A 12,453-nucleotide genomic window follows, 5' to 3' on the forward strand; every position below is an offset into this window, starting at 1 on the left:
GTCTGACCTGACAGAGCCGCCCGCGGCGGCTCTGTTACTCCTCTGACTCAGCTTTAAGCCGGGCAGCGTGCAGATTAGCCTCCATACTATCCAGCGCGGCCTGGTTCTTAAGCCCCCACGTATACATCTCCTCCACCGGTCGGGCAAATGTCATTCCCAGCGGGGTGAGCCGGTAGTCGACTTTAGCGGGCGTAACGTCATATTCCCGCCGTTCAACCAGGCCGCGCTGTTCCAGCGCTTTTAGCGTCTGAAACAGCATTTTTTTGATATGCCCTGCAGGCTGCGCTGCAGCTCGCCGGTTCTGGCACAGTGATCTGGCCAGTGATAAAGCGCATGCAGCACCATCGTGCTCCATTTGACAGAGAACAGCTCCAGCAGTCTGCGCGGAGGTGAATCCGCGTAAAAGACCAGTTTACCCTCTTCCCAGGCTGGCATGCCTGACTCCTTATAAGGTCACCGTTTGGTGCCTACTGTTAATTCTTTTTCGCATTCACTATAGTCTGCCGCCTCTCAGCTTATTAAGCCATCTTTGCCGGAGGCACAATGAAAATCAATGCACTGGTTGCACATAATGCAACCGCACCCCTGACGTCCGATAGCGTCGCTCTGCGCCCGCTGCAAAAACAGGATGTCAAAATTGAGATCCTCTATTGCGGCGTCTGCCATTCTGATCTGCACATGGCGCGTAATGAATGGGGCGTCAGCCGCTATCCGCTGGTACCGGGACATGAGATTGTTGGCCGGGTAACGGAGGCGGGCAGTGAAGTCAGCAAATTCAGGCCAGGCGATCTGGTTGGCGTTGGCGTAATGGTGGATTCCTGCCGGACCTGCCATTTCTGTCAGCAGCATGAAGAGCAATATTGTGAAGCGGGTTTTACCGCGACCTATAACGGGACCGACAAGTACACCGGCGGCACCACCTGGGGAGGATACGCTGAGAGCGTAATTGTCGATGAGCACTTCGTGGTCGCCGTTCCGCAAAATCTGCCACCAGCCGGGGTAGCACCGCTTCTCTGCGCCGGGGTTACGGTCTGGTCGCCATTACGCCATTTCAATGTTAAAGCAGGCGACCGTGTGGGCGTGGTTGGACTGGGCGGACTTGGACACATGGCGGTTAAGCTGGCCAGCGCAATGGGGGCAGACGTCACTCTGTTTACCACTTCTGCCGCCAAGCGCGACGATGCACTGCGCCTGGGGGCCAGTCGGGTAGTGGTATCTCGCAATGAGGAGGAGATGGCAGCCTGCCAGACTTCGCTGGATATCATCATCAATTGCGTGGCAGCTCCGCACGACCTTAATCCCTATCTTGCCACGCTGAAAACCAATGGACGTATGGTGCTGGTAGGTATTCCGGATCGGCCACATATTTCGCCGGATATCACCCCAATGGTTTTCCGCAGGCTGAGCATCACTGGCTCTTCAATCGGTAGCGTACAGGAAACGCAGGAGATGCTCGATTTCTGCGGCCAGCATAATATTGTGGCGGATATCGAGACTATTACCGGGGATGAGATAGAACAGGCATTTGAGCGTATGCTACGCGGCGATGTGCACTATCGCTTTGTCATCGATATGCAAGCGACTCAATGGTAAGTCTATGATTAACAGCGATTTCAGCCTGAAATCGCCAACAGAGGCTCTTCAGGTGACATGTTAAACGATGTAATCTGAAAAAATAATCTCTTAAGCCGGGCTTTACTGGCAGTCTGAATAGTGCAGCATTTATTTCAGGCTGTCAGATTTATCCAGCTTATCTGTTTGATAAGTATAATTATTTTATTAATGAAAGGATGATGGTAAAAACAGCCGTTGTGCGCCAGCGTAATTACATAAGCACGGTAACTTCAATCGATAAGGGGGAAGCGTCAAAATAATTCGCTGTCTGCGCCTTTTTCCCGATAAACTGCGGTTCCTGTTGATCAGATTTATCTTAGAATGAACTATTACACCCCTGATGATGATCATCTGAAAAAACGATCGAGACGTTTCGTCCGGCGCATGTTTTTTATGCGTCAGCTCGGTACTGTACTCTGTTTCTTTCCTATTCTTTCTGTGCTGCTCGATACGCAGCGCGAGCTGTTCTACAGCGCTTTACTGTTCATTAATGCCTTTGCCTGGCCGTGGCTTGCCTGCCAGCGTGCACTGCGCGCTGAAGATCCGACCAGCGCTGAACGTAACAACCTTACGCTCGATGCCGCTTTTGGCGGGATATGGGTGGCGCTGATGTCGCTCACTCCGGTGCCCTCGGTGATTATCATGGCCGTACTGGCCTCAGATCGCTATGCGGCGGGAGGCAGTACGCTTCTCATCTCCGCTATTAAAGCGTTTATAGTGGCTTTCCTGTCGGTGTGGATACTCGATGGTGCACGGATAGAGAGTGCCTTCACGACGCAGACGGTGTGGCTGACGCTGCCGCTCGCCAGCTGTTACATGCTGGCGCTGAGTATCGCTTCTTATAATCTGACCTGGCAGCTGCGCAAGCGTAATCGCGAACTGGAGCGCGTAGCTCTGATGGATCCGGGCCTGCAGATCCCTAACCGACGGCTATTTGAACGACGGCTGGAGAGTGAGTTTTTAAGTACGCGGCGTGGCGACAGTAACGGCTATCTGCTGCTGCTGGATCTGGACCATTTCAAGGCCGTCAATGACACCTGGGGGCATGAAGCCGGAGACTTTCTGCTGGCAGAAATTTCCGCTCTGCTGCGCAACTATGTCGGTATTCAGGATATACCCGCGCGTCTGGGAGGTGATGAGCTAAGCGTTATTGTTCACCATGCCAGTGATGAAACCGTGGTTGCTCTCGCTAGGCGACTGCGTGAAAAAATAGCGCAGGTTGCTTTGCCTGCCGCTCCTGATTTTCACTGCACGGTTAGCATCGGTATCGCTCCTGCAAGCAGCGCTGATTCTCTGCGCGACTGGCTGCGCCATGCGGATGAGGCCCTCTATCAGGTAAAGCGGGCAGGGCGTAACGACGTTCTGCTCTGGAGCTGAGTAACACAAGTCTGCGCCAGGCTAACGCAGCTGGCTGTCTTTACTGCCCCGGCGATTATAACCGCTACTGCTGGCTTCTTTCTTATCCAGTTCAGACTGACACTGGATACAGTAGCGTACGCCGGGCAGTGCCGCGCGACGTGCTTCGGGTATCGGTTCTCCACACTCATCACAGAAGCGTGCACTGTCACCCTGCTTAAGATGACTTCGCGCCCGGGCGATAGCATCATCAACCGTCGCATCAATCTGTTTCTGGACTGCGCCATCTTCCGACCAGCCACCTGCCATAAAGCCCCCTTATCGTTGCTGAATATTAACTATAGTCAGCGGTGATGCACGCGTCGCACTTTGCGTGCGGTTGCAGTCATCCCTCATTGCTGCCTCCTCAAACGAAATACCCGGCATTTGCGCAGGCAACGATAAGATGCATCATTAATGCAATTTTTCTTTATTAAATATAGAGTTAGGTTGTTTGTTATTTAAAATGCGTTGTAGTATGGGTTTATATTTTTAATAAAAGTGTACAAAGGGTTGTGCGTTGTACAAATATATCCATTCATGTTGCTGGTTAATAAAAATGCCATTTGTAAGTCAGTCAGAAAATATAGAACGTTTTTTTGTTAATAAAGCGAAGCGGTAAAAAAGGTTATCGATCAAGTTTTAATCGAAAATTCTTCTCCGAATGAAAAAATAACTCTCCTGACAGGTCAATTCTTTCGCGTAAGCGAAGCGTAAACGATGTCAGGAGAGTGTCATTTTCAGAATTAAATGAAGTGCAGAGATATCGGGCTCTGTATAAGTTTACTTACGACGGCTGATCTTCCCTCCTTTTCTGCCCGCTTCAATAGCCCGTTCAGGATCGTTTCTGAAGTTGCCACCGCTGACCTGGCCGCCCTTGCGGCCTGCCTCGGCAGCACGTTCTTTGTTAGCAGCAAAGTTACCTGCACCACCGCGGCGTGGTTTGGTTTTTTCAGCTTCTTCCGGGTTATTGCTGGAATCCTGCATTTTTTCCTCTCTGTTCATGCTGACTTGTGGCAAAAATAAATGTAGCGCTGTTTTTACCATGTTCAAGACAGAATTTATCCTGACTTTTTAATTTACGACGGGTCGTTTGTTTAAGTAAGAATCGATCTTAAGCGATTCTGTTATCTTAATCTTACGCAGGTGAATAGTTAGCATTTTACTTTGATAAAGGAAAGCGTTCTTTGCGTCCTGAAAAGGTTTAATGAAAAGTTGTGACAATTAGCCGGGCACAGCATTACGTCATGCAATAAAAGGGTGCAGGTATTCATTTGCGCTTCGTTTATTTTTTTCGTGACAGAGTATTGAGGATCGGAACATAAGCCGGGACTAAAAATAGACAGAAAATGATAGATGATAACAGGCGTGTTTATCGGGGCAGGGGAGGCCAGGCTGCTGGCCGGGTCAGCAGCCTGCTGTTCAGAGATCGATTGTCAGGCTGACGGTATGGCTGCGGGAGCAGCAGAGTGCAATACACTGGGAGGGCGCCGCTTTTTCTTTGTCAGACTGAACCGTATCGCGATGGTCCGGCTGGCCTTCAGTAACAGGTGTCAGACAGGCCCCGCACATACCCATTTCACATGACAGCGCAACCTCCACACCCTGTTCAGTCAGCACTGCTGCAATGGAACGGTCCGGCGGAACCAGCCAGCTTCTGCCCGATCGCGCCAGGGTTATAGTGAACGCTGCGCCTTGCTCAGTTACCTGCTGCGGTGCAGCCGCTTTAAATGCCTCTGTATGAATCACCTCAGGAGGCCAGCCGCAGGTTTCAGCCTGAAGCTGCAGATGGGACATAAAAGGCAGCGGACCACAGAGATAGATATGTGCGCCGGGCTGATAGCGAGCGATACTCTCAGGCTGATGAGTGCGGGCGCTGACACCCTCACTGCTGTACCAGATGTGACAAACGCCGTGCGCAAAATTCTGGTTCAGGAGTGCTGCAAACGCCTCATCGCCCCGCTCTCTGAGATAATAGTGCAGTTCAAACGCCTGGCCTGCTGCCTCCAGCGCCTGTGCCATCACAGAAAGCGGAGTAATGCCGATGCCTGCGGCCAGCAGGATAACCTTCCTGGCAGCGACCAGCGGAAAAAGATTACGTGGCGGAGAAATAGCAAGCTGCATGCCCGGGCGCAGCGTTTCATGTATGTAGCGCGACCCACCGCGCGACTCAGCCTCAAGCGCCACGCAAATTTCATAGCAGTCACGTCTGTTTTCCGCTCCGGTCAGTGAATATTGCCGGATCATTCCCGGCTGCAGATGCACATCAATGTGCGCACCTGCCTGCCATGCGGGCAGCAATTGCCCGTCTGTCGTCATCAGCCTGACGCTCAGGTTACGGCGGCCCTGACGCCAGATGCCGTCTGTCACCACATTAATCAGTTCGTTCATTGCCGCCCCTCACACCAGAAAAAATTCACCAAATCCCATACGTTTTAGCCCGCGCCGGTAGGCCACTGAACTGCGATCGGCCGGAATATGCGCCTCCAGCGTAAGATCCAGCGGCAGACGTTCAGGGCGCTGGGTCTCCACCATCAGCCGATCCTCCTCAAAAACGCGCAGGTTAAAGGCGTGCACCTCTTCCGGAGGAATGTGCAGATCAAAGTTGCGTGCGATAGGCGCAAACATGCGCGTCTGGCGGGCTGAAACCGGAGAGGCCGCATTCATGATTGTCAGGCGGCGTCGCCAGGGAAGAAAATGGTCAGCGTGGCTGTAAAGGGCAGATGCATCTCAAAACGTCGCAGCCACTCAAAGCCGTCGGGCGCCTGCTGCGGGCTGCCGGCAGCAAAATTACTGACGGTACTCCAGTAGTCCACGCTAAAGCCGTAGTCGGTTTCAACCGGGTTATATGCCGGCACCAGCTGGTTAGCCGCATCGGCAAAGGTGTCCGTATGCACCCAGGCAAAATGCGCGACGTCCAGAAAGCCCTCTACCTGGCGGCCGGCAAAGCCTGCGACATCAAACCCAGGGCAGTTGATTTGCTGAAACCCGCTGTCATCCCAGTGCGGCATCGTCGGCAGTTTTGCCGGCTGTTCACTGTCGGGCGCCAGACAAACCCAGATCAGTCCAAAACGTTCCGTCACGGCATAAGAGGTAAGATGCAGTTTGGCAGGCACCGGCTGGTCCGGACTCGATGGAATACGGTTACACCGGCCATTTTCCCCAAAACGCAGGCCGTGATAGGGACAGATAATGCCCTCATCATCATGGAAACCCAGCGTCAGCGGTACGCCACGATGTGGACAGATATCACGTGCGGCCACAACGTCCCCCTTAATCCGATACAGCACCAGCTGTTCATCCAGCAGAGTCGCCTTCACCGGCGCGCTGCTGATATCGCCGCTGCGCGCAACAGGATGCCAGTGGCGCGCAAGGCGCAGCCAGTCTTCGGGATCAAAAGTGCAGTGGGCGGGCGGTGTCGGACCGGACATAGTTATCTCCTGATAATCAGTTCACACAGCGTGATAAACATAATGTTTGTCAGGACATTGTTATTACGCTTCTGTGTTACGATCCATCGCTAAGATTACAGCCTGCTGTTGCAAAAAAGTGTACAGGTGCACGATGAGCCCATTCTCCCGCTTCGCTCTCTATTTTACCGAAGTCGCCCGCAGCGGCAGCCTGCGCAAAGCGGCAGAAAAGCTGCACGTGTCGGCCTCTGCGATCAACCGGCAAATTTTGCAGGCAGAGGCCGCCTTTAACACGCCGCTGTTTGAGCGTCTGCCTGAGGGTCTGCGTATGACCACTGCCGGAGAGTTGCTCTACAGCGATCTCACGCGCTGGCAGCGCGAATTTCGCGTTACGCGTCAGCGGTTTGATGAGATACAGGGGCTAAAACGCGGCAATGTCACTCTGGGAATGGTGCAGTCTCTGACCCGGGGCCGGATAGCTGAACGGATAGCGGCAATGGCGCAGACACACCTCTGGCTGAATCTGACGCTTACCGTTGATAACAGCCAGCGCATCAGCCAGCTTATCCGGCAATCTGAAATCGATTTTGGTCTGATCCTCGACCCGGATGGGCAGAGCGGCCTTAATGTACTGGCTTTTGCCGAACTGGAAATGGGCGTGGTGATGAACAACCGGCATCCGCTCAGCACCCGTGACGCTGTCTCGCTCAGTGAACTGAGTCACGAGCGGCATATTCTGCCGGGCGACTCACTGGTTGTTCATGAGCGTGTCGCTGCGCTCTATCACCGGCAGGGATTCCAGCCTGAAAATGTAATCGGCTGTAATGATATACGGCTTATCCATACGCTGGTGGCGCAGAACAGCGGTATCTGTGTGCTGAGCCTGCTGGATGTCATGACTGAGGTTGAACAGGGTGAGTTAAGCTTCGTACCGCTCCGGCACAGCGTTATGCGCCCCCTGACGCTGGCCTTATGCACCGCACCGTCGCGACAGCTTTCGCGCGCGGCGCAGATGCTGATTCAGCAGATGACAGAGGTGATCGACGCGATGAGTGTCACTCAGCGCTAAACCGGAGAGTAGTCGCCGGTGCCATCCGGCCAGGGTGTGAGAAGATCAAAGCCGTTATCCGTAACCGCAACGGTATGCTCCCACTGCGCGGAGAGGGAACGATCTTTGGTCACTACCGTCCAGCCATCACTTAATACGCTGGTTGCCGCTTTCCCGGCGTTGATCATGGGCTCAATAGTAAAGATCATGCCGGGTTCCAGCACAAGGCCTTTACCGGCCGTACCATAATGAAGCACCTGTGGTTCATCATGATAGATCCGTCCGGTGCCATGACCGCAATACTCGCGCACAACCGAGAACCCTGCGCCTTCAGCTACCCGCTGGATGGCTGCACCGATATCGCCCAGCGTGGCGCCGGGTTTAACCACGTGGATACCCGCTACCATGGCATCGTATGTGATATCCACCAGTCGTCTGGCACGAACTGAAGGCTGGCCCACAAAGTACATACGACTGGTATCGCCATACCAGCCCTCTTTGATGACCGCGACATCAATATTAATGATATCGCCCTCTTTCAGTCGTTTCGGGCCGGGGATACCGTGGCAGACTACATGATTAACTGACGTGCAGACCGTGCGGGTATAGCCGTGATAGCCGATATTTGCCGGCGTGATGTTTAAAACATCAACGATATAATCGTGACAGAGACGATCCAGTTCGTCGGTGCTGATACCCGGCTTCACATGAGGACCAATCATCGCCAGTACGGCAGCAGCGGCCTGGCCCGCGGCGCGCGCCTGTTCAATTTCAGCGGCATTATGGAGCGTAATATTCACGATGCTTTCTCCTGAGTCAGAAAGAGAGGATGGTTTAAGAGTGCGGCCAGGTCGCTGCCCCCGTCGCGCTCTATGCGCATGAGCAGCCGGACCAGCGCCTGATGATCTTTGTCAGGATAGAGTTCCGCCAGCATGCCCATTTTCATCCAGTGTTCCGCCTGTGCGTTGACTGAACGGCTCAATGCGCCGCTGGCGATACGCAGATTTTCGTGCATCAGATCGGAAATTTTCACAATGCCCATCGCTGTGCCTTATATGTTTTATATATGAAGCATATACTACCCGCAATAAAGAAAGAAACAAGGTGCCTGCAGCGAATACAACAAAGCCGCAGCCGTTAAGGCAGTGGTAAAACGCACATCAGGCCTGTTAATTGTTTACTCTTTATCCTGAAGCGAGCCTCCCAGACATGCAGTAAAAAATTTCAAGTATCGGTTTAACGTTTTATTATTCATGTGGTTAGAGAGAAGGGAAGGCTCTGATCCGATGTTAGTGACGGATTGTTTCTGAATGGACATAAATTTTGTAGTATCTTTTTAGCGGTATGAAAAGCCCTTTCTCCAGATGTAAACTGACCCGGCGACCGCAAATATGAACAAAGCAGATGATAGTGAATGGGTAGACATAGTAATAGGCGAGGCGGTAATGGCTCTGTTCAATGAGGAGTTACCCGTCTCTTATGATGCTTTGCTCAGCAAATTGCAGGAGATGCTGGCAGCAGAGAAGAGCGCCGCAAAAACCCGTTCACTGTTTTTGGCCATCCGGGAAATTCAGGGAGCAGAGCACCCGGCGATCAACGTGGCATCAAATGAACAGACTTTGCACTAAACGTTGAGGCGTACCGCTCCGTCATGACTTATTGCTTTCTGGCTGTCAGGGCGCGCGCCGCGCTCGCGTAGATCTCTTTCATCCCATCCAGCGCCTCTTTTTCCTGCTGGCGCAGACGCGTCAGAATGTTATCCGTACTCAAAGGCTGCCCTGATTTACGTAAAAACGAAACGGCGCGCCCGATGACGGCATGAATAGCACTGTTGTTATCCAAAACGCTGAGTTTCACGCTTTATCCCTCTGCCTGATTTCTGATATTCATGGCTGCCACTACATACCCTGCACAGATCAATTCCTGAGCAGAGTGCTTCTTATTTGCGCTCAGGGCAGTGCCCGATGCAGCTTCTCCCGCAGGGCTGCCACTCTTACGGTAAGATCGTGCAACTCTTCATAGGGGGTATCCATTACCGATATCATATCGGCGGGCACGCCGGCGGCTTTGCTTTTAAGCTGCAGCCCTTCATGCGTCAGAAAAATGCGTACCCGGCGTTCGTCTCCTCCCGCATCACGTTTGCGCAAAATAAAACCGGCCGCTTCAAGTCTCTTCAGTAGCTGGCTGAGCGTGCCGGAGTCCAGCCGCACACGTGCGCCAACCTCCGATACTGTCACCTCATCTTTTTCCCACAGCGCCAGTAAAACCAGATACTGGGGATAGGTTAGCCCAAGCGGTTTTAGTCTGGACTGATAAAGCTTGGTCATCGCCAGCGATGCAGAGTAGAGCGCAAAACAGAGAAACTGGTCGACGGTGACCGGTGCATCAGAAAGCGCACCATCATGCTCACCGCTTTGATCATTTATATCAGTACACATTCACAATCCATTTTAGTGAGCTGGCCGGCAGGGAAAACGCACGCTGCGTCCGGGCAGCCACAAGTATTGAATCAAATTAAATTGATGTCAATGTAACCTGACACAAACGCTGTCGCCGTCGCGGGTCTGGCAAACTGGCCTATGCTTACAGCCGGAGGCCGATATGTGTGGACGATTCGCGCAGTACAGCAGCAGAGATGACTATTTTATGGCGCTGGGTATTGCGCCGGACGAAATCCAGTACGATCCGTTGCCCATCGGGCGCTACAACGTTGCGCCTGGTACCCGGGTATTACTGCTCAGCGAACGCGAAGAGGCGCTGCAGCTGGATCCGGTCTACTGGGGATATGGACCAGAGTGGTGGCATAAGCAGCCTTTGATTAATGCCCGCAGCGAAACCGCGGCCAGCGGCCGGATGTTTAAGTCTCTCTGGGAACAGGGCCGGGCGATAGTGCCGGCTGATGGCTGGTTTGAGTGGAAAAAAGAGAAGGGGAGAAAACAGCCGTTCTTTATTTATCACCAGCGTAAAACGCCGCTGTTTTTTGCTGCCATCGGTAAGGCGCCGTTTAATCACGTTCAGGGGCATGAAGGCTTTGTCATCGTGACCGCCGCCAGCAATAAAGGCATGGTCGATATCCACGATCGCCGCCCGCTGGTTCTGACCACAGAAGGCGTTCATGAATGGCTGAGCAGCAGCACCTCTGCGCGTCGCGCGCAGGAGATTGCTCATGAAGCTGCTGAGCCGGAAGAGGCATTCTGCTGGCATGCGGTGACCACGCGGGTAGGCAGCGTACGTCAGCAGGATGCTGAGCTGATTGAAGAGATCGTGCCGGAAAAGTAGTGGCTGATACATTTTATCTATTGAAATGAAAACCGGTGTCCGGTTGCAGCCAGCGGTATGCCATTCAATAATCGAAGCATGACAACTTATCGCGTTAGAGTCGGGTATCATAACCCGTCAGCCCTGACTTTCAGGCAACTTGATGAACTGCTGGAGCCGCAGCGTTTCTGGCGTACTGCTACTCACACCAGTCGCTTCCGGTACTATATGGAGTATGAGTATGAATCTGACGTACGTGACCTGTGCGCAGTCTGCGCGCTGGCTTACTCTCAGGCCTGCCGCGTGCGGCGGTGTCCGCTGGTATTAGTTGAGGAAGTGTCTGCCGCTGTGACGCAATAAGTTGTGCGTACCGATGTTCTCTGCGGCGCAACAGGCGCAGCGGCATTCAGAATTGGCTCAGTGAGCCAGGCCGTTTTTTCACCTACGCTTCTTTCTGTATTTATTCACAGAGGAAGCATAAATGACGAACGAACTCAGCAGGAACCCCGTTGCCGATCGTGCCGAGGCAGACGCATTTTTCCCCTCCGACTACTCGCGCGATCGGTTTACCTCTCCTCTATCCGATCTGGAGGGCGCAGACTATCCGGCGCCCGGCGACGGAAGCAAAAAAATTCTGGTCCTGTGTGCTGATGAACGCTATCTGCCGCTGGAGAACGATACGCTGTTTTCAACCGGCAATCATCCGGTGGAAACGCTGCTGCCGATGTATCACCTGCATCAGGCGGGCTTCGGTATCGATATTGCAACGCTCTCTGGTCAGATGGCAAAGTTTGAACACTGGGCCATGCCCGGACAGGATGAAGCGGTATTACAGTTCTATCAGCGCTACCAGTCAGCCTTCCGCTCTCCGCTCAGGCTGGCAGATGTGTTAGCGTCCCTCTCTCCTCATAGCGACTACGCGGCAGTGTTTATCCCGGGCGGGCATGGCGCGCTGATCGGCTTACCGGAGAGTAAAGAGGTGGCGACATTGCTTCGCTGGACGCTGGAAAACGACCGCTATCTGATCTCACTCTGTCACGGCCCGGCGGCGTTTCTTTCACTCGCCGGGTCCGACAATCCGCTGGCTGGCTATGAAATCTGTGCTTTCCCTGATGCCATTGATAAGCAGACGCCGGACATAGGCTATATGCCAGGCCATCTTACCTGGTACTTCGGTGAGAAGCTGCGCGCAATGGGTCTTCATATTATCAATGAAGATATCAAAGGTACGGTACATCGCGATCGCAATGTTATAACGGGCGACAGCCTTATGCTGCAAATGCGTTAGGCAAACTTGCTGCAGAAACGTTGCTGAAAGCTTACGGTTAAGGCGTCTGATTTCCCAGGCCCTGACAGGCATCTTTGTCAGGGCTGATATTTCTTCCTGATTAAAATTTAAATCGTAAACGTATTTCTCTGTTTTATTTCTTATAAAAAATAAGCTGTTTATCGGCGAGGTTAGCTAAAACTTTAGCACTTTATTATAATATAAGATTTTCCGATATATAACGAGCCAGAGTGTTTTTGATATACCTGATTTAATTTTTATCTTGTTGTTATTAAATGATTTATGTTTATTTGGCTTTGGCAGTTACGCAAGAATATATCGTCAATACACTTCCTGTAAAATAACCCTGAGCAATCTATAATTTTTCACTTCATCAGCGCCTGCAATAACCGGCAGGCCCGGATGCAGAGTGGCTATCTCATGGATGAGCAGATTGCACC

12 protein-coding genes and 3 pseudogenes are annotated in these 12,453 nt (G+C 52.7%); 7 read left to right on the plus strand and 8 right to left on the minus strand.

Going from position 1 to position 12,453, the window contains the following annotated elements:
* Positions 1-34 precede the first annotated feature (34 nt).
* Positions 35-435 (minus strand): annotated as a pseudogene (locus HA43_RS01715) (winged helix-turn-helix transcriptional regulator).
* Between the two features lie 108 nt (positions 436-543).
* On the opposite strand from HA43_RS01715, the gene HA43_RS01720 reads away from it, so the two are divergent.
* Both HA43_RS01720 and HA43_RS01725 read left to right on the plus strand, forming a co-directional pair.
* Positions 544-1,593, plus strand: coding sequence for an NAD(P)-dependent alcohol dehydrogenase (locus HA43_RS01720; RefSeq protein WP_040113766.1), 1,050 nt, complete (start codon positions 544-546; stop codon positions 1,591-1,593).
* Between the two features lie 342 nt (positions 1,594-1,935).
* Positions 1,936-2,991 carry a diguanylate cyclase gene (locus HA43_RS01725; protein WP_071668122.1) on the plus strand — a complete coding sequence of 352 codons (1,056 nt, stop codon included), beginning with the start codon at positions 1,936-1,938 and terminating at the stop codon, positions 2,989-2,991.
* A gap of 21 nt (positions 2,992-3,012) precedes the next feature.
* Here HA43_RS01725 and HA43_RS01730 read toward each other — a convergent pair whose 3' ends face one another.
* The 4 genes and pseudogenes from HA43_RS01730 to hpxD form a co-directional block, all read right to left on the minus strand.
* Positions 3,013-3,279, minus strand: a complete 267-nt coding sequence (locus HA43_RS01730; protein ID WP_040113772.1) for a DksA/TraR family C4-type zinc finger protein — start codon at positions 3,277-3,279, stop codon at positions 3,013-3,015.
* Positions 3,280-3,792: 513 nt separating this feature from the next.
* Positions 3,793-3,996, minus strand: a complete 204-nt coding sequence (locus HA43_RS01735) for a con-10 family general stress protein (RefSeq protein ID WP_040113773.1) — start codon at positions 3,994-3,996, stop codon at positions 3,793-3,795.
* A gap of 435 nt (positions 3,997-4,431) precedes the next feature.
* Positions 4,432-5,400 carry a PDR/VanB family oxidoreductase gene (locus HA43_RS01740; RefSeq protein ID WP_094110799.1) on the minus strand — a complete coding sequence of 323 codons (969 nt, stop codon included), beginning with the start codon at positions 5,398-5,400 and terminating at the stop codon, positions 4,432-4,434.
* 9 nt (positions 5,401-5,409) lie between these two features.
* Positions 5,410-6,440 (minus strand): annotated as a pseudogene (gene hpxD, locus HA43_RS01745) (molybdenum cofactor-independent xanthine hydroxylase subunit HpxD).
* Positions 6,441-6,573: 133 nt separating this feature from the next.
* On the opposite strand from hpxD, the gene HA43_RS01750 reads away from it, so the two are divergent.
* A complete protein-coding gene (locus tag HA43_RS01750) occupies positions 6,574-7,488 on the plus strand; it encodes a LysR family transcriptional regulator (RefSeq protein ID WP_040113783.1) in 915 nt (304 codons plus the stop codon).
* On the opposite strand, the gene map is transcribed toward HA43_RS01750, so the two are convergent.
* Both map and HA43_RS01760 read right to left on the minus strand, forming a co-directional pair.
* A complete protein-coding gene (gene map / locus HA43_RS01755) occupies positions 7,485-8,267 on the minus strand; it encodes a type I methionyl aminopeptidase (protein ID WP_376752429.1) in 783 nt (260 codons plus the stop codon). The two genes, HA43_RS01750 and map, sit on opposite strands and share 4 nt — an antisense overlap.
* On the minus strand, positions 8,264-8,509 hold the full coding sequence (locus HA43_RS01760) for a ParD-like family protein (protein WP_040113787.1): 246 nt from the start codon (positions 8,507-8,509) through the stop codon (positions 8,264-8,266). The genes map and HA43_RS01760 overlap by 4 nt, the downstream gene beginning before the upstream one ends.
* A 349-nt stretch (positions 8,510-8,858) precedes the next feature.
* On the opposite strand from HA43_RS01760, the gene HA43_RS01765 reads away from it, so the two are divergent.
* A complete protein-coding gene (locus HA43_RS01765) occupies positions 8,859-9,095 on the plus strand; it encodes a hypothetical protein (RefSeq protein WP_094110801.1) in 237 nt (78 codons plus the stop codon).
* A gap of 321 nt (positions 9,096-9,416) precedes the next feature.
* Here the strand turns inward: HA43_RS01765 and HA43_RS01775 are convergent, their stop codons facing one another.
* Positions 9,417-9,905: a MarR family winged helix-turn-helix transcriptional regulator gene (locus tag HA43_RS01775; protein WP_040113792.1), complete on the minus strand. Its 489-nt coding sequence runs from the start codon at positions 9,903-9,905 to the stop codon at positions 9,417-9,419.
* Positions 9,906-10,068: 163 nt separating this feature from the next.
* Between HA43_RS01775 and HA43_RS01780 the strand changes: the two genes are divergently transcribed.
* The 3 genes and pseudogenes from HA43_RS01780 (at position 10,069) to hchA (ending at position 12,054) form a co-directional block, all read left to right on the plus strand.
* Positions 10,069-10,746, plus strand: coding sequence for an SOS response-associated peptidase family protein (locus HA43_RS01780; RefSeq protein ID WP_094110802.1), 678 nt, complete (start codon positions 10,069-10,071; stop codon positions 10,744-10,746).
* Positions 10,747-10,824: 78 nt separating this feature from the next.
* Positions 10,825-11,085, plus strand: coding sequence for a hypothetical protein (locus tag HA43_RS19095; protein ID WP_094110881.1), 261 nt, complete (start codon positions 10,825-10,827; stop codon positions 11,083-11,085).
* 121 nt (positions 11,086-11,206) lie between these two features.
* Positions 11,207-12,054: pseudogene (hchA, locus tag HA43_RS01790) on the plus strand (glyoxalase III HchA).
* Positions 12,055-12,453: the final 399 nt, after the last annotated feature.

The sequence above is a fragment of the Pantoea eucrina genome, assembly GCF_002095385.1.
Classification (GTDB): domain Bacteria; phylum Pseudomonadota; class Gammaproteobacteria; order Enterobacterales; family Enterobacteriaceae; genus Pantoea; species Pantoea eucrina.

Excerpts from the sequence above, each read along its gene's own strand:
- HA43_RS01720 (WP_040113766.1), top strand. The coding sequence starts at position 544 with ATGAAAATCAATGCACTGGTTGCACATAATGCAACCGCACCCCTGACG.
- HA43_RS01725 (WP_071668122.1), top strand. The coding sequence starts at position 1,936 with ATGAACTATTACACCCCTGATGATGATCATCTGAAAAAACGATCGAGA.
- HA43_RS01730 (WP_040113772.1), bottom strand. The coding sequence starts at position 3,279 with ATGGCAGGTGGCTGGTCGGAAGATGGCGCAGTCCAGAAACAGATTGAT.
- HA43_RS01735 (WP_040113773.1), bottom strand. The coding sequence starts at position 3,996 with ATGCAGGATTCCAGCAATAACCCGGAAGAAGCTGAAAAAACCAAACCA.
- HA43_RS01740 (WP_094110799.1), bottom strand. The coding sequence starts at position 5,400 with ATGAACGAACTGATTAATGTGGTGACAGACGGCATCTGGCGTCAGGGC.
- HA43_RS01750 (WP_040113783.1), top strand. The coding sequence starts at position 6,574 with ATGAGCCCATTCTCCCGCTTCGCTCTCTATTTTACCGAAGTCGCCCGC.
- HA43_RS01760 (WP_040113787.1), bottom strand. The coding sequence starts at position 8,509 with ATGGGCATTGTGAAAATTTCCGATCTGATGCACGAAAATCTGCGTATC.
- HA43_RS01765 (WP_094110801.1), top strand. The coding sequence starts at position 8,859 with ATGAACAAAGCAGATGATAGTGAATGGGTAGACATAGTAATAGGCGAG.
- HA43_RS01775 (WP_040113792.1), bottom strand. The coding sequence starts at position 9,905 with ATGTGTACTGATATAAATGATCAAAGCGGTGAGCATGATGGTGCGCTT.
- HA43_RS01780 (WP_094110802.1), top strand. The coding sequence starts at position 10,069 with ATGTGTGGACGATTCGCGCAGTACAGCAGCAGAGATGACTATTTTATG.
- HA43_RS19095 (WP_094110881.1), top strand. The coding sequence starts at position 10,825 with ATGACAACTTATCGCGTTAGAGTCGGGTATCATAACCCGTCAGCCCTG.